Annotated in this window: 15 protein-coding genes and 1 tRNA gene; 9 read left to right on the top strand and 7 right to left on the bottom strand. The window is 64.7% G+C overall.

Annotated features, from left to right (window positions below; translation table 11 throughout):
* Window positions 1-54: 54 nt before the first annotated feature.
* Both carB and WN72_RS41140 read right to left on the bottom strand, forming a co-directional pair.
* Entirely contained in the window at window positions 55-3,519 is a 3,465-nt protein-coding gene (carB, locus tag WN72_RS41145; protein WP_092215171.1) for a carbamoyl-phosphate synthase large subunit, read from the bottom strand.
* 143 nt (window positions 3,520-3,662) lie between these two features.
* Window positions 3,663-4,820: an MFS transporter gene (locus tag WN72_RS41140; RefSeq protein WP_092215169.1), complete on the bottom strand. Its 1,158-nt coding sequence runs from the start codon at window positions 4,818-4,820 to the stop codon at window positions 3,663-3,665.
* Window positions 4,821-4,933: 113 nt separating this feature from the next.
* Between WN72_RS41140 and WN72_RS41135 the strand changes: the two genes are divergently transcribed.
* Window positions 4,934-5,305, top strand: coding sequence for an ArsR/SmtB family transcription factor (locus tag WN72_RS41135; protein WP_092215167.1), 372 nt, complete (start codon window positions 4,934-4,936; stop codon window positions 5,303-5,305).
* Window positions 5,306-5,437: 132 nt separating this feature from the next.
* Here WN72_RS41135 and WN72_RS41130 read toward each other — a convergent pair.
* Both WN72_RS41130 and WN72_RS41125 read right to left on the bottom strand, forming a co-directional pair.
* Window positions 5,438-5,513 (bottom strand) — tRNA-OTHER (locus WN72_RS41130).
* A 54-nt stretch (window positions 5,514-5,567) separates the two neighbouring features.
* Complete coding sequence (locus WN72_RS41125; protein WP_027563744.1) at window positions 5,568-6,269, bottom strand: class I SAM-dependent methyltransferase; 702 nt, start codon at window positions 6,267-6,269, stop codon at window positions 5,568-5,570.
* Window positions 6,270-6,383: 114 nt separating this feature from the next.
* Here WN72_RS41125 and WN72_RS41120 point away from each other — a divergent pair, with 114 nt between their 5' ends.
* Window positions 6,384-6,908, top strand: coding sequence for a Dps family protein (locus WN72_RS41120; protein WP_027563745.1), 525 nt, complete (start codon window positions 6,384-6,386; stop codon window positions 6,906-6,908).
* 130 nt (window positions 6,909-7,038) lie between these two features.
* On the opposite strand, the gene WN72_RS41115 is transcribed toward WN72_RS41120, so the two are convergent.
* A complete protein-coding gene (locus tag WN72_RS41115) occupies window positions 7,039-7,560 on the bottom strand; it encodes a cupin domain-containing protein (protein WP_092215165.1) in 522 nt (173 codons plus the stop codon).
* Window positions 7,561-7,680: 120 nt separating this feature from the next.
* Window positions 7,681-8,871, bottom strand: a complete 1,191-nt coding sequence (gene carA, locus WN72_RS41110; RefSeq protein ID WP_027563747.1) for a glutamine-hydrolyzing carbamoyl-phosphate synthase small subunit — start codon at window positions 8,869-8,871, stop codon at window positions 7,681-7,683.
* A 227-nt stretch (window positions 8,872-9,098) separates the two neighbouring features.
* Here carA and WN72_RS41105 point away from each other — a divergent pair, with 227 nt between their 5' ends.
* The 6 genes from WN72_RS41105 to WN72_RS41080 all read left to right on the top strand — a co-directional run bounded on the left by WN72_RS41105 (window position 9,099) and on the right by WN72_RS41080 (window position 14,043).
* Window positions 9,099-9,554 carry a GatB/YqeY domain-containing protein gene (locus WN72_RS41105; RefSeq protein ID WP_027563748.1) on the top strand — a complete coding sequence of 152 codons (456 nt, stop codon included), beginning with the start codon at window positions 9,099-9,101 and terminating at the stop codon, window positions 9,552-9,554.
* Between the two features lie 123 nt (window positions 9,555-9,677).
* Entirely contained in the window at window positions 9,678-10,817 is a 1,140-nt protein-coding gene (locus WN72_RS41100) for an epoxide hydrolase family protein (protein WP_092215163.1), read from the top strand.
* A gap of 247 nt (window positions 10,818-11,064) precedes the next feature.
* A complete protein-coding gene (locus WN72_RS41095) occupies window positions 11,065-12,675 on the top strand; it encodes an acyl-CoA synthetase (RefSeq protein WP_092215161.1) in 1,611 nt (536 codons plus the stop codon).
* A gap of 9 nt (window positions 12,676-12,684) precedes the next feature.
* Complete coding sequence (locus WN72_RS41090; RefSeq protein ID WP_092215158.1) at window positions 12,685-13,152, top strand: MarR family winged helix-turn-helix transcriptional regulator; 468 nt, start codon at window positions 12,685-12,687, stop codon at window positions 13,150-13,152.
* Window positions 13,153-13,231: 79 nt separating this feature from the next.
* On the top strand, window positions 13,232-13,600 hold the full coding sequence (locus WN72_RS41085; protein ID WP_092215156.1) for a YybH family protein: 369 nt from the start codon (window positions 13,232-13,234) through the stop codon (window positions 13,598-13,600).
* Window positions 13,601-13,602: 2 nt separating this feature from the next.
* Window positions 13,603-14,043 carry a hypothetical protein gene (locus WN72_RS41080; RefSeq protein ID WP_027563753.1) on the top strand — a complete coding sequence of 147 codons (441 nt, stop codon included), beginning with the start codon at window positions 13,603-13,605 and terminating at the stop codon, window positions 14,041-14,043.
* Between the two features lie 71 nt (window positions 14,044-14,114).
* On the opposite strand, the gene WN72_RS41075 is transcribed toward WN72_RS41080, so the two are convergent.
* Window positions 14,115-16,334, bottom strand: coding sequence for an ATP-binding protein (locus WN72_RS41075; protein ID WP_092215154.1), 2,220 nt, complete (start codon window positions 16,332-16,334; stop codon window positions 14,115-14,117).
* Between the two features lie 245 nt (window positions 16,335-16,579).
* Here WN72_RS41075 and WN72_RS41070 point away from each other — a divergent pair, with 245 nt between their 5' ends.
* A complete protein-coding gene (locus tag WN72_RS41070; RefSeq protein ID WP_092215152.1) occupies window positions 16,580-17,356 on the top strand; it encodes a DUF2189 domain-containing protein in 777 nt (258 codons plus the stop codon).
* Window positions 17,357-17,370: the final 14 nt, after the last annotated feature.

Below are 17,370 nucleotides of genomic sequence, written 5' to 3'. Positions count from 1 at the left end.
TTGTGGCTTCATTGCCAATCACTTAGCGGAAAGGCCAGCTTTCCGCGCCCGCGATCAGGTTTCCGAAAAGTAGCTCTGCAGGGTACGAACCTCAAGGTCCCCGCCCAGATAGGCGCGGATGCCCTGCGCGGCCGCCACGGCCCCGGAAAGAGTGGTGTAATACGGCACTTTATGCAAGAGGGCCGCGCGCCGCAGCGAACGGCTGTCGGCCAGCGCCTGCGGGCCTTCGGTGGTGTTGAAGACGAGCTGGACATCGCCATTGGTGATGGCGTCGACGATGTGCGGCCGCCCCTCCAGCACCTTGTTCACCTTCTCGGCCGGGATGCCCTCGTCGGTGAGGAAGCGCGCCGTGCCCGACGTCGCCAGCACCTTGAAGCCGAGCGAATGCAGTTCGCGCACGGCCTCCGCGATGCGCGTCTTGTCGCTCTCGCGCACCGAGACGAACACCGTGCCCTTGCGCGGCACCCGCGTGCCGCCGCCGAGCTGGCTCTTGGCAAAGGCGACCTCGAAATTGCGGTCGATGCCCATGACCTCGCCGGTCGAGCGCATCTCCGGGCCCAGCACGGTGTCGACGCCGGGGAAGCGCGCGAACGGAAACACCGATTCCTTGACGCCGACGTGCTTGAACTCGCCCTTCTTCAATTTGAAGTCGGCCAGCTTCTCGCCGGCCATGATGCGCGCGGCGATCTTCGCGACCGGCGTGCCGACCACCTTGGCGACGAAGGGCACCGTGCGCGAGGCGCGCGGGTTGACCTCGAGCACGTAAATCTCGCCGTCCTTGATGGCGTATTGCACGTTCATCAGGCCGACGACGTCGAGGCCGAGCGCGAGCTCGCGGGTCTGGCGCTCCAGCTCGTCGATCATCACCGCGTCGAGCGAGTGCGGCGGCAGCGAGCAGGCGCTGTCGCCGGAATGGATGCCGGCCTCCTCGATGTGCTCCATGATGCCGACGATGAAGACGTCCTTGCCGTCGCAGAGGCAGTCGACATCGACCTCGGTGGCGTCGGACAAGTAACGGTCAAACAGCAGCGGATTCTTGCCGAGCACAGTGTTGATCTGCCCGGTCTTGTCGTTCGGATAGCGCGCCTTGACGTCGGCCGGCACCAGCTCCGGCAGCGTGCCGAGCAGATAGTCGTTGAGCTGGTTCTCCTCGCGGATGATCTGCATGGCGCGGCCGCCGAGCACGTAGGACGGGCGCACCACCAGCGGCAGGCCGAGATCGGCGGAGACGAGGCGGGCCTGCTCGACCGAATAGGCGATGCCGTTCTTCGGCTGCTTCAGCCGCAGCTTGTCGAGCACGCGCTTGAAGCGGTCGCGGTCTTCGGCGAGATCGATCGCGTCGGGCGAGGTGCCGAGGATCGGCACTTCGGCAGCTTCCAGCGCGCGCGCAAGCTTCAGCGGCGTCTGGCCGCCGAACTGCACGATCACGCCGTGCAGCGTGCCGTTGCTGCGCTCCTTCGCGATGATCTCCAGCACGTCCTCGGCGGTGAGCGGCTCGAAATAAAGACGGTCGGCGGTGTCGTAGTCCGTCGATACCGTCTCCGGGTTGCAGTTGACCATGATGGATTCGTAGCCGGCGTCATGCAGCGCGAAGCAGGCGTGACAGCAGCAATAGTCGAACTCGATGCCCTGGCCGATGCGGTTGGGGCCGCCGCCGAGGATGATGACCTTCTTCTTGTCGGACGGGGTGCTCTCGTCCGCTGGCGCGCCGGCAAACAGCGCCTCATAGGTCGAGTACATGTAGGCGGTGGGCGAAGCGAATTCGGCGGCGCAGGTGTCGATGCGCTTGTAGACGGGGCGGACGCCAAGCGCGTGGCGCTTCGCCGTCACCTCGGCTTCCGTCATCTGGGCGAGCACCGCGAGCCGCGCGTCGGAGAAACCCATGGCCTTGAGCGTGCGCATGCCGAAGGCGTTGCCTGGCAGGCCGCTCTTCCGGACCTTCTCCTCCATGTCGACGATGCCGCGCATCTCGCCGAGGAACCACGGGTCGATCTTGCAGGACTTGAAGATCTCCTCATTTGTCCAGCCGAGCCGCATCGCCTGGGCGACCTGAAGCAGCCGGTTCGGCGTCGGCGTGCCGAGCGCGGCGCGGATCGCGTTCTTGTCGTCGTCGCGGCCCAAACCTTCGATCTCGATCTCGTCGAGGCCGGTCAATCCGGTCTCGAGCCCGCGCAAGGCCTTCTGCAGGCTTTCCTGGAAGGTGCGGCCGATCGCCATGACTTCGCCGACCGACTTCATCGACGTGGTCAGCGTGGTAGAGGCGCCGGGGAATTTCTCGAAGGCGAAACGCGGCACCTTGGTGACGACGTAGTCGATGGTCGGCTCGAACGAGGCGGGCGTCGCGCCGCCGGTGATGTCGTTGGCGATCTCGTCGAGCGTGTAGCCGATCGCGAGTTTTGCTGCGACCTTGGCAATCGGAAAGCCGGTGGCCTTCGAGGCCAGCGCCGACGAGCGCGACACGCGCGGGTTCATCTCGATCACGACCATGCGGCCGTCCTCGGGGTTGACGCCGAACTGCACGTTGGAGCCGCCAGTCTCGACGCCGATTTCGCGCAGCACCGCCAGCGAGGCGTCGCGCATGATCTGGTATTCCTTGTCGGTCAGCGTCAGTGCCGGCGCGACCGTGATGGAATCGCCGGTGTGCACGCCCATCGGATCGAGGTTCTCGATCGAGCAGACGATGATGCAATTGTCTTTCTTGTCGCGCACCACCTCCATCTCGTACTCTTTCCAGCCGAGCACGGATTCTTCGATCAGCACTTCGTTGGTCGGAGACGCGTCGAGGCCGCGCTCGATGATGTCGAGGAATTCTTCCTTGTTGTAGGCAATGCCGCCGCCGGTGCCGCCCATGGTGAAGGAGGGGCGGATGATCGCGGGCAGGCCGATCTCGGACAGCGCCATCATCGCCTGTCCCAGCGCATATTCCTGATAGCGCTTGCGGCGGTCGCTTTCGCCGAGGGTCCATTGCCGGTCGAGCTCTTCGAGCGCTGCCCCCGACAGCTTCTCGCGTTCGGCGTGGTACTTGTCGCGGAACGACTTCTTCAGCTCGGAGGCGTTGGCGAGACGCGACTTCGGCGTCTCGAGCCCGATCTTGGTCATGGCCTCGCGGAAAAGCTGGCGGTCCTCGGCCTTGTCGATCGCATCCGCGGTGGCGCCAATCATCTCGACGTCGAACTTCTCCAGCGTGCCCTGCCGGCGCAGCGATAGCGCGCAGTTCAGCGCGGTCTGGCCGCCCATGGTCGGCAGCAGCGCGAAGCCGCCGGGAATGACGTGGCGTTCCTTCTCGATGATCTTGGCGACGATCTCGGGCGTGATCGGCTCGATATAGGTCGCATCGGCCAATTCCGGGTCGGTCATGATGGTGGCCGGGTTGGAATTGACGAGGACGATGCGATAGCCCTCTTCCTTCAGCGTCTTCACCGCCTGCGTGCCCGAATAGTCGAACTCGCAGGCCTGGCCGATCACGATGGGACCGGCGCCGATGATCAGGATGGTGGTGATGTCTGTACGTTTGGGCATCAACTCTCGCCGGACTGGAATTTAGGCACAAAAAAAGGGCGCGCTTGCCGCGCGTCCCCTTGTGCGAGAGCGCGGGGTCTTCCCTCGCGCGCGGGTGGGTCTTAGACCAGTTTTCGGGGCGGCGAAACCCCGAAAAACGCCCATCAACCGGCAATTTTGACGGGTTTTGGTCGTGCCTGCCAGCCACGAGCGAGGTGCACCAGAAGCGAGGCCGCAACGCTCGATCCGCCGATCCAACCGAGGTCGGTTGCCGACAGGGTGGCCAGCACCGCGCCGCCGAGCACTCCGCCGATGGCGAAGCCGAGATACATCGCGGAGGCATTGAGCGAGAGCGCGATCATCGAGGCCTGCGGCTCGATCCGGATGATGCTGGCGATCTGGGCCGGATAGAACGCCCACCCCGAGAGGCCCCAGAGGAAGATCGCGCCCAGCACCGCGTAATGCGCCTGGCCGGGCATCAGCTTCAGGACCAGCGAATGCAGGATCAGCGCGCTCGCCATGCCGGCGAGGCCAAGGGCTGCGGTCGCGAGCGTGCCGAGCCGGTCGGCGAGGATGCCACCGAGCATGTTCCCGATCGCGGCGGCGCCGCCGAACACCAGCAGTGCGAGGCTGATCTGCGAGGCATCGAAGCCAAGGCCATGCAGCGGGACCGCGAAATAGGTGAACACGGTGAAGCCGCCGAGCGCCCAGAGAATGGTGATCACGACATTGCTGTGACGCGCGACCGCCAGCCGTTCGCCGAGCGAAGCCGTGTTGCGCGGCAGGCCGCGGGGCAGGCCGAGCAGGAGGCCTGCAAGCGCAACAGCGCCGATCAGGGCAACCATCGCAAAGGTCGCGCGCCAGCCGAGCAGGCTGCCGACGAGGTTGCCGAGAGGAACGCCGATCACGGTCGCGACCGTGAGGCCCGAGGTGACCAGCGCTACCGCGCGGCCGCGCCTTTCGGGGGAGGCGACGGCCACCGACACCGCGAGCGCCGTCGGCATGCACAGGCCCGAACCCAGCGCCATCAGCATCCGCGAGGCCAGCAGGAAGGCATAGTTGCTCGCCACCATGGCCGCGAGATTGCCAGCGATGAAGGTCGTCAGCGCCAGCGCCAGCACCGTGCGGCGGTCGATATTGTTCAGTGCCACGGCCAGGATCGGCGATCCCACGGCATAGGTGAGGGCATAGGCGGTCACTAGTTGGCCGGCCGCCGAGACGGATATCGAGAGATCATTGGCGATCGCTGGCAAAAGACCAGCAATCACAAAGCTTTCGGTGCCGATCGCGAAGGCCCCGAGGGCCAGCCAGAATACGCTCATGTGAAGACGATCCCTATGTTCAATGTTTATTGAACTATCGAACGCAACGGTTTCAGTGTCAATTGGTTCAAGAACTATTGAACATTGCGGCCGCTTTGCTATGATTCGGGACCATGAGCCGCACGCCCCTCCATCCCACCCGCGAGCAGATCGAGCTGCCGATGGTTCTGGATTGCCTGAGCGATCCGATCCGACTGGCGATCGTCTACCAGCTTGCCCAGCAGGAACGTGTCAGCAGCGAGCTCTGCTGCGGCGACTTCTCCGGGCTCGCCGGCAAATCCAACCTTGCCTATCACTTCGCAAAACTGCGCGAATGCGGCCTGATGCTGACGCGCGTCGCGGGCACCAACCGCTTCATGCGGCTGCGCCGTGAGGATCTGGATGCGCGTTTTCCGGGATTGCTCGATGCCGTGATCAGCTCGGCGGCCAAGGACGCGGACCGGCTTCAGCTGCTGCCGGAGTGCGAGGTGGTCGAGGCGGACTGAAGTTGAGACGATTGCGTGCGGTTTGGCCGGCAGTCCGTCTTCGCTTGGGCTTCGCTCCATCTACGCCGGACACGCTGCGCCCCTTCGGGGCTTGCGTGGCTGCGCCACGCGTAGCCCCGAAGGCGCGAAGCGTGGAGACCCGGCCTGGATTTGAACCAGGATGAAGAGCGTTGCACCGCCCTCGCGTAGACGCTTCCGCCACCGGGCCGTCGCGATCATGCCTGATCAGGATACCGCAGGCCACCTCAGCTAATTATTATGCTTAACGAACTAGCGGCGGCCGCGCGATGAAGCTCATACGCCAGCGATTGTGGCCGATATTGGTGTGAGCGCGCTGGACCGCGAAGCCCGCGGCCCTCAGCTTGGCGGTGATCTCGTCCTCGCTGTAGCGCTGGAGCCCGATGCGCGAGCGTAAGTGACGGTAATCTGACAGCGCGGTGCTGATCAGCCCGATCAGCGCGTCCTTCAGAAAACCGTGCCGCAGGCCGAAGCTGAGCAACGCCATCACGTCGCGGCCCATGCCCACATTGGGCTGCAAGATATCGCCGAGCACCAGCTTGCCGGAGGGCTTCAGGATGCGGCGGATGTTGAGCAACGCGCCGTCGAGCTCCTCCGATGTCATGTATTGCGCGACCGAGTTCATCACCGCGAGATCGATCGACTGGTCCTGCATCTTGCGGACGTCGTCGAGCGAGCGGACGCGGATTTTCGTGTTCGGGGCAAAGCGCGCGATCAACCGACCGCGCACGCCGGGCGCCGGCTCGGCCAGGATCAGCTTGCCGCAGGCCGATGCCACCTGGCTCGCCGACAGCGCCTCGCCGCAGGCATAGTCCAGCACGCTCGCGTCGGGCGAGGGGATGTAACCAATGATGTCCCGCGCGATGATCTGGAAGTGCAAATCGCGATGCAGCTTGCTGACATAGATCGTATGCGTCGAGTCGTAATAATCGATCCAATCGTCCATGATATCCGAGGGTCCCGGCCGAGTGGTTCCTGGGAAGGAACCGGCGCTGCCCGCCTTGCGTTAGGGGTGCGACGGCGCGCCGTCAATGTCCGCGTCCTAACAGGAAGGTTCATCGTGAGCAAAGCCCCCAGCAAGGTCTCGCCCGACCTCGACACCCCCACCGATCTGTCGTCCCAGGCGGTCAACAAGGTTTCGGAGGCGCTCAACGTGCTTCTGGCCGATGCTTTCGCGCTGTATCTGAAGACCAAGAATTTCCACTGGCACATCAGCGGCCGGCATTTCCGCGACTATCATCTGCTGCTCGACGAGCAGTCCGATCAGATCTTCGCCACCACCGACCAGCTCGCCGAGCGCGTCCGCAAGATCGGCGGCACCACGCTCAAATCGATCGGCCAGGTCGCAAAACTCCAGACCATCAAGGACAACAACGAGGATTACGTCCCGCCGCGCGAGATGCTGCGCGAATTGATGCAGGACAACAAGCATGTCGCGGCTGCCATGCGGAAGGCGCATGAGGTCTGTGACGAGGCCGGCGATGTCGCCAGCGCCAGCATCCTCGAAGTCTTCATCGACGAGACCGAGCGGCGAACGTGGTTTTTGTTCGAGGCCACGCGGCAGGAAGGCGGCAACGAGGCGTGAGGCTCGGCTGCCGTAGCTCCCGTAGGGTGGGCAAAGCGCGCTCTTCGCGCGCCGTGCCCACCTTCTATCCATGCGGCTAATATTGGTGGGCACGCTTCGCTTTGCCCACCCTACGGGACCGCGCCTGTAGCTATCTCCACAGCCGCATCAACGCGCCATCCTTGCCCGTGACCGGATCGGCTGGCGGCAACGCCACTTTCGGAATCGTCTTCAACGCCTTGGCGTGGTTCTCCGGCGAGGGTCGCGTGATCTCCATCTTGCTGCCGGGTGGATAGGCGCCGATCACGGAGAAATCGTCACTCGCCTTGATGCATTGATGCCCGGTGCCGGCGGGCAGGATCGCGACGTCGCCAGCCTTGATCTCCAGCTCCTGGCCATGATCGCCGCCGAAGCGGACCCGCGCATAGCCGCGCGCGATGCCGAGCACCTCATGCACGGTCGAATGATAGTGGAGATAATCGTAGACGCCATTGCGCCACGTGCCGCCCCAGTCATTCGCTTCGAACAGGTTTTCGATCGTCTCTTCCGGATGCTTGGGATCGAGCTTCATCGCGCCCTGGTAGACCAGGAAGGGAAGGATGTTGTTCGGCACGAGCCCGTCATCCTCGAACACGATGGCGAGCGGCTCGGCATGGTCGCGGACGACGGACATAGCGGGACTCCTGCGTGAGCGTAGCAGGGATCAACGGGGGGCGGGAGACGACGTTCCTCTGACGAAGAAGCCCGGGACCAGGCCCGGGCTCGATGCGTGACACAGCTTTGCGAGCGCGCCTTACGCGCTCTTCTTCTGCCGCATCAGATCGGCAAAGCGCTGGAACAGATAGTGCGAGTCGCGCGGACCCGGCGAGGCCTCGGGGTGGTACTGCACCGAGAACACCGGCTTGCCGTCGAGCTGGATACCGCAATTGGATCCGTCGAACAGCGAGATGTGGGTCTGCGTCGCGCCCTTCGGCAGCGTCGTCTCGTCCACGGCAAAGCCATGGTTCATCGAGGTGATCTCGACCTTGCCGGTGGTCTCGTCCTTCACGGGATGATTGGCGCCGTGATGGCCCTGATGCATTTTCTTCGTCTTCGCGCCGACGGCGAGGCCGAGCATTTGGTGGCCGAGGCAGATGCCGAAGGTCGGGGTGCCCGACTTGATGACGTCCTGGATCACAGGCACGGCATATTTGCCTGTGGCTGCCGGATCGCCCGGGCCATTCGACAGGAACACGCCGTCAGGCTTCATCGCCAGGATGTCTTCGGACGAGGTCGTCGCCGGCACCACCGTCACCTTGCAGCCGACGCCGGCGAGCAGGCGCAGGATGTTGCGCTTGATGCCATAGTCGATGGCGACGACGTTGAACTCCGGCTTGTCCTGCCGGCCAAAGCCCTTGTCCCAGGCCCACGGCGTCTCGTCCCAGGTGAAGCGCTGGCCGCTGGTGACCATCGGCACGAGGTCCATGCCCTCGAGGCCCGGCCATTCGCGCGCTTCCTCCTTGAGGCCATGCAAATCGAATTCGCCGGTCCTGGAATGCGCGATCACGGCATTGGGCATGCCCTTGCTGCGGATCAGCGCGGTCAGCGCCCGGGTGTCGATGCCGGAGAGGCCGATGATGCCGCGCGCCCTAAGCCAGGCGTCGAGGTGCTTGGTGGCGCGGTAGTTCGAAGGATCGGTGATCGCGGTGCGCAGGATCACGCCGCGCGCGCCGGGCGTCGCGGCCATGTTCACCGTCTCGATGTCTTCCTCGTTGGTACCGACATTGCCGATATGCGGGAAGGTGAAGGTGATGAGCTGGCCGGCATAGGAGGGATCGGTGAGGATCTCCTCATAGCCGGTCATCGCGGTGTTGAAGCAGACTTCACCGACGGCGTGGCCTTCGGCGCCGAGACCGAAGCCTTCGAGCACCGTGCCATCGGCGAGCACGAGGAGCGCGGTCGGTTTGTGGTCCGGCCAAGCGGTATCGTTTTCATGTTGGGTCATGAGCGCGTTTCATAGTCTGGGCCGGCGCTGGCGTCAAAGCGGGAGAGGGCCGATTCACATGCGTTTTTGCATAATTGACGGGCGGCCTCGGCCACTTAAGCTGGAACTGGCAATTTTGAGCCATTTCGGCGGCCGGTGGGGAAACAAAGCACCGGCAAGCGGTCCAGTCTGGCCTCTTGGCCGCGAACGGCTTAGATCAGGCGCGACAGATTGAGAGGACCCCGGCCATGCTGCGCGACGACATCAACAATGCGGTCAAGGAGGCCATGAAGGCCAAGGACGAGCGCAAGCTGTCCACGCTGCGCATGGTCAACTCGACCATCAAGAACGCCGACATCGACGCGCGCGGGCAGGGCAAGCCGCCGCTGACCGACGCCGACCTGCTCGCCGTGCTCCAGAAGATGATCAAGCAGCGCCAGGAATCGGTCGAACTCTACGACAAGGGCGGCCGCGCCGAACTCGCCGCGCAGGAGCGCGAAGAGATCGCGGTGATCTCGGCCTATTTGCCGAAGCAGATGTCCGACGACGAGGTCAAGAAGGCGATCGCGGACGCCATCGGCGAGACCGGTGCTGCCGGTATGAAGGACATGGGCAAGGTGATCGCGGTATTGCGCGCGAAATATGCCGGACAGATGGATTTTGGTAAGGCGTCCGGCCTCGTGAAGGCCGCGCTGACGGGCTAGCCGTCATTCCGGGCGACGCGAAGCGTCGAGCCCGGGATCCATCGGGCCGCCGACTCTGTTGCGCAATGGATTCCGGGCTCGCACTCCGCGCGCCCCGGAATGACAAGAAGAGGGAGCCAACCGATGACCGGCGCGATCAGACCGTTCCGCATCGCCATCAGCGACGACATCCTCGCCGACCTCAAATCGCGCCTCGCCCGCACGCGCTGGCCGGAGGCGGAGCTGGTGGACGACTGGAGCCAGGGCGCGCCGCTGCAATGGATTCAGGAGATCTGTGGCTATTGGGCGAGCGGTTACGACTGGCGCGCGCGTGAGGCAAAGCTCAATCGCTTCGATCAGTTCACCACCGAGATCGACGGGCTCGACATCCACTTCATCCATGCGCGCTCGAAAGAACCGTCCGCGCTGCCGCTGATCATCACCCATGGTTGGCCGGGCTCCATCGTGGAATTCCAGAAGGTGATCGCGCCGCTCACCGATCCCGCCGCGCATGGCGGCAATCCCGCCGATGCGTTTCACGTGGTGTGTCCGTCGCTGCCCGGCTTCGGCTTCTCGGCCAAGCCGAAGAGCACCGGCTGGGGTGTCGACCGCATCGCCGCGACCTGGGCCAAGCTGATGGACCGGCTCGGCTATATCAGTTACGGCGCGCAAGGCGGCGACTGGGGCTCGGCGGTGACGACCTCGCTCGGCGCGCAGGACGTGGAGCACTGCGCCGGCATCCACATCACGCTCGCGTTCAACGCCGCCCCGAAGGTCGAGGGTGACCCGACGGCGGAGGAGAAGCGCGCGCTCGCCGGCCTCAAGCATTACGTCGATCTCGACTCCGGCTATTCCAGGCAACAGTCGACGCGGCCGCAGACGCTCGGCTATGGCCTGACGGATTCGCCGAGCGGGCAGGCGGCCTGGATCCTCGAAAAGTTCTGGGCTTGGACCGATTGCGACGGCCACCCCGAGCACATCTTTGACAAGGACGAGCTGCTCGACAACGTCATGCTCTATTGGGCGACCGAGACGGCGACCTCGTCGGCGCGGCTCTATTGGGAGAGCTTTGGCAAGCGGCGCACCATGCCGGTGGTCAAGGTGCCGACCGGCGTTGCAGTGTTCCCGAAGGAGATCATCACGCCAGTGCGGCGCTGGATGGAGCCGAACTTCCACAACATCACCCATTGGAGCGAGATGGAGAAGGGCGGCCACTTCGCCGCCTTCGAGCAGCCGGAGCTGTTCGTGCGCGATGTCAGGACGTTTTTCGCGACGGTGCGGTAAGACCCCGCTGTCATTCCGGGGCGCCCGCAGGGCGAACCCGGAATCCATTGGGCCGCAGCAAATGCCGCGCAATGGATTCCGGGCTCGACGCTGGCGCGTCGCCCCGGAATGACGCCCGAGAAGTACCGTCATGCCCGGGCTTGTCCCGGGCGTCCACGGCCTTAAACTGGCACCAAAACAAGTGGCCTCGTGGATGGCCGGAACAAGCCCGGCCATGACGCCGAGAGTACGGAAACGACCCAAGCCCATGCTGACCGAAGCCGCAACCTACGACGAGCTCTATCGCAACTTCCGCTGGGACATCCCGGCCCGCTTCAACATGGCGGAGGCGTGCTGCGACCGGCATGCCGACGGCACCGGCCGCCTCGCGCTGGTCTATGTCGACGAGAACGGCGCGACCACGCGTACCTCGTTCGACGAGGTCGCGGAGATGTCGCGGCGTTTCGCCAATGTACTGAAGGCCGACGGCCTTGTGCGCGGCGACCGCGTCGCGGTGTTCCTGTCGCAGTCGCTGGAATTGCCGATCGCGCATGTGGCGGCATTCCGCGCCGGCCTGATCTCGATTCCGCTGTTCGCTCTGTTCGGCGAGGACGCGCTGGAGTTCCGCCTGTCGAATTCGCAAGCGAGAGCCATCATCACCGACGAAGCGGGCTGGGAGAAGCTGACGAAGATCCGCGAACGGCTGCCCTATTTGCAGGACATCTATATCACGAGCGGCGCGGTTCACGCCGGCGCAAAACCGTTCTGGTCAGCGATCGAAACCGCGTCCGAGGACTTTGCGACCGTCGATACTTCCGCCGACGATCCCGCGCTGATCATCTACACCTCAGGCACCACGGGCAACCCGAAGGGCGCGCTGCATGCGCATCGCGTCGTGCTCGGCCATCTGCCCAATGTCGAGATGTGCCACAACTTCTTGCCGAGGCCCGGCGATCTGATGTGGACGCCGGCGGACTGGGCCTGGATCGGCGGTCTCATCAACGGACTGTTCGCATTCTGGTACCACGGCATCCCGTTGGTGGGACATCGTGCGCGAAAGTTCGAGCCGCAGGCGGCGATGCAGATGATGGCCGACCTCGGCGTGCGCAACGTCTTCCTGCCGCCGACGGCGCTCAAGTTGATGCGGCAGGCGGGCGTGAAGCATCCCGGCGTCAAGCTGCGCAGCATCTTCACCGGCGGCGAATCGCTCGGCAGCGAGCTGCTCGGCTGGGTGCGCGAGACCTTTGGCATCGACGCCCATGAAGTATTCGGCCAGACCGAGTGCAATCTCGTGATCGGCAGCAACTCCAACCTGTTTCCGATCCGCCCGGGCGCGATGGGCAAGGCGACGCCGGGCTTCGATGTCCGCATCGTCAACGACCAGGGCGAGGAGCAGCCCCGCGGTCAGCGCGGCATCATCGGCGTGCGCCAGCCGTGCCCGTGCACGATGCTCGAATACTGGTGCAATCCGGAGGCCACGGCGAAGAAATATGCCGGCGAGTTCCTGCTCACCGGCGATCTCGGCGTGCAGGATGAGGACGGCTATTTCTGGTATGTCAGCCGCGAGGACGACGTCATCACCACCGCCGGCTATCGCGTCGGCCCTTCCGAGATCGAGCACACCTTGATGAAGCATCCGTCGGTGGCGATGGCCGCGGTGGTCGGCATTCCCGATCCGATCCGCACCGAGTCGATCAAGGCATGGATCGTGCTGCGTCCGGGCTTTACCGGCAGCGATGCGCTCGCGCGCGAGATCCAGGAATTCGTGAAGGTGCAGCTTGCCGCCCATGAATATCCGCGCTTCGTGGAATTCGCCGAGACCTTGCCGATGACGGCGACGGGCAAGGTGCTGCGGCGCGAGCTGCGCGCGAGGGGTTAGCTTCCGACAATGGCAAAGTCCGCCCAAGTCGCGGGGCTTCACCGCGCATCGCTCGACAAGCTGCACGATCTCGATGCGGCGCTGGAGCTGATGTATTACGGCTGGCGCGGCATGACGCTGGAGGCCGACGAATATCTTGCGAAGCAGGGCCTGTCGCGTCCGCATCATCGTATCCTTTACGTAGTGGCGCGCCGGCCCGACATCGCGATCGGCGCGCTGATCGAGATTCTCGGCATTTCCAAGCAGGCGCTGAACCGGCCGCTCAATCTCCTGCTGGAGCGCAAGCTCCTGACGTCGAAGCGGGCGCCCGAGCAGCATCGCTCAAAACTGCTGCGCCTGACCGCCGCGGGGCAGCGCATCGAGCAGAAGGCGTCTGACCACGAACGCAAGGTCCTGCGCGAGGCGTTCGACCGCGTCGGGGCGCCGGGGGCGGCGGCATGGATGGCCGTAATGGGATCGATCGCCGACAACAACTGATAGATCTTGAGGTCAACATAGTTGACATGAGACGCACGCTTTGCCACCTTCCCGGCAACGGGCCGGGGAGGGCTGCGTCATGAGCGCACGGAAAATGGATCGCGCGGCTGCCGAACGCTTCGTCGCGGCTTGGTGCGCGAGCTGGTGCAGGGTCGACATCGACGCGGTCGTCGCGCATTTTGCCGACGATGCGCAGATGCGCAGCCCCCTGGCGCTGTCGCTGACCGGTTCTGCTGTCGTCAGGGGCGCCGAGAACATCCGCGCCTATTGGCGAGAGGCCTATGGCCACATCGAAAGCGCCGACCTGAAGATCCTGAGCTGGAGCTGGGACGAGGTCATCGCGCGCCTGACGGTGTGGTGGCAGCTCGGTGACACCCGCGCCAGCGAGTTCATGGATTTCGATGATGCGGGCCGGGTGGTGCGCAGCGAAGCCTTTTACGGAAAATGACCATGCACCTTTCGGATTTCGTCCTGCTGCTCAACGCGCTCTGGTTCGGCGGCGCCTTCGTCCAGTTCAGCATCGCGCAAGCCAACACGTTGAAGATACTTTTGCCGCGCGAAGAGCGCAGCAATCCGATCGCGCCGACGCTGGCGGCGAGCGTGGCGTTCCTCGGCGGGATGAACCTGCCGATCGGGCTGTTGTCGCTCTATCTTCTGGCGGCGCGCCCCTCGTTCTTCCAGCCGGTCGAGGCGCAGCTCGCGCTGTTCCTGTTCTTCGCCGCCTGCCACTTCAGCCAGTTCGCCTACAATCTTCCGGTCCTGATGCGCGGAGGGCGCGTCGGGGTGGCATACTGGCCGGTGCTGAAAGGTCCGATGCTGAGGATCTTCGTCATCGACGCGGCGCTGTTCGCGGCCAATCTCGGCGTGGCGCTGCTGCTCGTATCTCGCTGACTTGAGCATGATCTTTCGGAAAACCGCTGGGCACTTTGCGCTAACGCGGCCCTCCGGGTCCGGATCATGCTTTAGCGCGACAGCGCCGATCGCAGCGTCGCGGCGAGATCCTGCCGTCGGAATGGCTTGGTCAGAATGCGCGCGTCGACCCCGTCGGGCGTCTTGACCGGATTTTGGCTATAGCCGGAGGTGAAGAGCACCTTGAGCCCTGGCCGCAATTGGGTTGCCTGCCTCGCAAGCTCCGGGCCGAACATGCCGCCGGGCATTACGACGTCGGTGAACAGCAGATGGACGTCCCCGGGCTGGCGTAGCAGCTCCAGTGCTGCGGGCCCGTTCGACGTGGCGACGACGCGGTAGCCGAGGGCTCTCAGCTCGCTCTCGACATAGGCTCGCACCATGTCGTCGTCCTCGACGACGAGAATAGTCTCGTGTCCGTCGGGGGCAACGATCGGCTCCGGCGGTGGCGGCTCCTCATTCAGCGCCGTCGCGATGCGGGGAAAGAACAGCCTGACGACGCTGCCCTGTCCCGGCTCTGACTGCAATTGCACGAGACCGCCGGATTGCTGCGCAAATCCGTAGACCATGCTGAGGCCGAGGCCGGTCCCCTTGCCGACCTCCTTGGTGGTGAAGAACGGCTCGAACGCGCGGCTCGCGGTGTCCGCCTCCATGCCGCAGCCGGTATCGGTCACGGCCACCATGACATAGTCGCCCGGCCGCGGCTCGCCGTTGACGTCGAGATCGGATTCGCTGAGCGAGTTGTTGCGCACCTCGACGGTCAGCTTGCCACCGTCAGGCATCGCGTCGCGCGCGTTGAGGACGAGGTTGAGCAGGGCAGTTGCCAGTTGGCCGGGATCGACGCTGGTCAGCCATAAACCCGGTCCGAACGCGAAGCTGCACTCGATGTGCTCGCCCAGTGTCCGACGCAGCAACTGCTCCATGCCGAGGATTCGTTCGGCTATGTCGATCTCGCGCGGCCGTAAGGGCTGCTTGCGCGCGAAGGCGAGCAGGCTGCGTGTCAGGTCGGCGCCGCGCTCGGCGGCGGTCGCAATGTCGCTGGCGATCCCCTGCAATTCCTTGTTGCCCGCCAGCCTGTCGGCCAGATGCTCGGAGTTGCCGAGAATGACGGTCAGCAGGTTGTTGAAATCGTGCGCCACGCCGCCGGTGAGCTGGCCCATGGCTTCCATCTTCTGGGACTGGCTGAGCTTGTGGCTGAGGTCGGCGATGGCGGCGCGTTGCTGCTCGAGCGACTCGGCCGTGCCGTTGAGCAGCATCATCAGTCCGCCGAGCTCGCCGCCCGGATAAGGCGGCGGAATGCGCGCGCTGAGATCGCCGAGCCCGAGCCGTTTCGCCATCGCGGCGAGCCGCCCCACCTGGCGCCCGAGGCTGACGGTTGCGAGGATCCAGACGCCGGCCAGCAGCAGCAGCGAGGCCACCGCGAGAATCGCCATGTCCTCGTAGAGCCGGCGGTTCGCCGCCGCGACCAGCCCGTCCTTGGATCGTCCAACGATGATATAGAGGCCAGCCTTGCGCATCGACGGTGAGCGGGCGACGGCCCAGACCTGCGCGCGGCCTTCGCGATCGGTCAACTCGCGCGACGCCTCGCCATCGGGTGAGGCCGCGAAGCGGAACAGGTCTGATCCCGCGATCGACGCGCCGACGGGCTCGCGCCAGCCACCCAATTTGGGCGCGACCAGCACCGTGCCCTTGCTGTCGACGAGCAGGATCTCCTTCTCGGCGAGCAGACGCTTGTCGTGAAATTCCGCGAATTTGTTCAAATTGAACGAAGCCAGCAGGACGAATTTCAGCGCGCCGGCGTCCGAGCGCACGGGATAGGCGATCTGGAGCACCGATATTCCGGTGAGGCGGCCGAAAACCGGCTCCACCGCGACGATACCTTGCGAGACCTTCGCCTGCTTGAAATAGGCACGATCGTTCAGATCGAGCGTGCGGTTGGTCCGCAGCGAGTCGCAGAACAGGCTGCCGTCGGGATCGATGGTCAGGATTCCCGTGAACTGCGGATATTCTTCGCGCACATCGGAGAGAAACGCCGAGCATGCCGCCTTGTCGCGCGTGTCGACGTCTCGGGCGCGGGCGAGGCCATAGTGAAGCTGGGCGGTGCCCTGGATCTTCTCGTCCAGATCGCTCGCGATGTCGTCGGCGGATGCGGCGAGATTAGCCAGGGCCGCGTTGATCTCGCTGGTCCGGTTCTGCACGAAGCGCAGGCCGACGAGGATCGCCGGCACGAGCATGGCCGCGATGACGAGGATCAGTAACCGGGTACGCAGGCTCATCGGTGGGGCGGATCCGCTCTTCGCGCGTGTTTGTTCGGAGGTACAATTTGCGGCACGATGGTCAGTGCAGTCCATAGGTATAGGCTCGAAAATCGCACGGAAGAGACAAGCATCTCGCGCTGCAGGTATTTCGGCATCGTTGCACCTTCGCGTCATCCCCCAGCAAGTTGCGCGTGGGCGCGGCAGCGCTAATATTGTCATCCGTGCGCGACGAGAGATCGCGCCGGCAGACGGGGAGGAAGCCGATGTCCATCTCGGGCAAGGTCGATCCGGTGGTGCGTGCCGTCGCGGCGACCGACATCGCCGAGGCGCTGGCCGAGGGCCTGCGCGATTTCCAGGCGCTGCCGCTTTACGGCCTTGCCTTCGGCGCGCTCTATGCCGCCGGCGGCATCGTCATCATGCTCTGCCTCACCGCCTTCGGCATGGTCTATCTCGTCTATCCCCTTGCCGCCGGCTTCGCGCTGATCGGGCCATTCGTGGCGATCGGCCTTTACGAGGTCAGCCGGCGCCGCGAGCACGGCGAGCCGGTGTCGTTCGGCGCGATCTGGTCGGCGATACGTTCGCGCAGCGAGATCGGCTGGATGGCCTTCGTCACGCTGTTCGTGTTCGTGATCTGGATGTACCAGGTGCGACTCCTGATCGCGCTGCTGCTCGGACTGCATGCCTCGTTCTCCAGCCTGCAGGAATTCATGACGGTGGTGCTGACGACGAACGAGGGCCTGCTCTTCCTCGCGATCGGCAATGCGGTCGGCGCCGCGCTGTCGCTGATTCTGTTTTCGCTGACCGTGGTGTCGTTTCCGCTGCTGCTCGACCGCGAGGTCGATTTCGTCACGGCGATGGTGACGAGCGTGCGCGCGGTGGTGACGAGCCCACTGCCGATGATCGGATGGGCCGCCGTGATCGTGATGCTGCTGATCGTCTCAGCGTTGCCCTACTTTCTCGGGCTGGTGGTGACGCTGCCGGTGCTTGGGCATGCGACGTGGCATCTCTATCGGCGGCTGGTGGCGCCGGTGTCTGCCTAGTCGTCATTCCGGGG

This window comes from Bradyrhizobium arachidis, from assembly GCF_015291705.1.
Lineage (GTDB): Bacteria > Pseudomonadota > Alphaproteobacteria > Rhizobiales > Xanthobacteraceae > Bradyrhizobium > Bradyrhizobium arachidis.
This window is presented reverse-complemented; position numbering and strand designations above follow the sequence as displayed.

What these genes read in the sequence shown, in the direction of transcription:
- carB (WP_092215171.1), bottom strand. Translation starts at nt 3,519, where the DNA reads ATGCCCAAACGTACAGACATCACCACCATCCTGATCATCGGCGCCGGT.
- WN72_RS41075 (WP_092215154.1), bottom strand. Translation starts at nt 16,334, where the DNA reads ATGAGCCTGCGTACCCGGTTACTGATCCTCGTCATCGCGGCCATGCTC.
- WN72_RS41115 (WP_092215165.1), bottom strand. Translation starts at nt 7,560, where the DNA reads ATGTCCGTCGTCCGCGACCATGCCGAGCCGCTCGCCATCGTGTTCGAG.
- WN72_RS41095 (WP_092215161.1), top strand. Translation starts at nt 11,065, where the DNA reads ATGCTGACCGAAGCCGCAACCTACGACGAGCTCTATCGCAACTTCCGC.
- WN72_RS41140 (WP_092215169.1), bottom strand. Translation starts at nt 4,820, where the DNA reads ATGAGCGTATTCTGGCTGGCCCTCGGGGCCTTCGCGATCGGCACCGAA.
- WN72_RS41100 (WP_092215163.1), top strand. Translation starts at nt 9,678, where the DNA reads ATGACCGGCGCGATCAGACCGTTCCGCATCGCCATCAGCGACGACATC.
- WN72_RS41105 (WP_027563748.1), top strand. Translation starts at nt 9,099, where the DNA reads ATGCTGCGCGACGACATCAACAATGCGGTCAAGGAGGCCATGAAGGCC.
- WN72_RS41135 (WP_092215167.1), top strand. Translation starts at nt 4,934, where the DNA reads ATGAGCCGCACGCCCCTCCATCCCACCCGCGAGCAGATCGAGCTGCCG.
- carA (WP_027563747.1), bottom strand. Translation starts at nt 8,871, where the DNA reads ATGACCCAACATGAAAACGATACCGCTTGGCCGGACCACAAACCGACC.
- WN72_RS41085 (WP_092215156.1), top strand. Translation starts at nt 13,232, where the DNA reads ATGAGCGCACGGAAAATGGATCGCGCGGCTGCCGAACGCTTCGTCGCG.
- WN72_RS41080 (WP_027563753.1), top strand. Translation starts at nt 13,603, where the DNA reads ATGCACCTTTCGGATTTCGTCCTGCTGCTCAACGCGCTCTGGTTCGGC.
- WN72_RS41125 (WP_027563744.1), bottom strand. Translation starts at nt 6,269, where the DNA reads ATGGACGATTGGATCGATTATTACGACTCGACGCATACGATCTATGTC.
- WN72_RS41070 (WP_092215152.1), top strand. Translation starts at nt 16,580, where the DNA reads ATGTCCATCTCGGGCAAGGTCGATCCGGTGGTGCGTGCCGTCGCGGCG.
- WN72_RS41090 (WP_092215158.1), top strand. Translation starts at nt 12,685, where the DNA reads ATGGCAAAGTCCGCCCAAGTCGCGGGGCTTCACCGCGCATCGCTCGAC.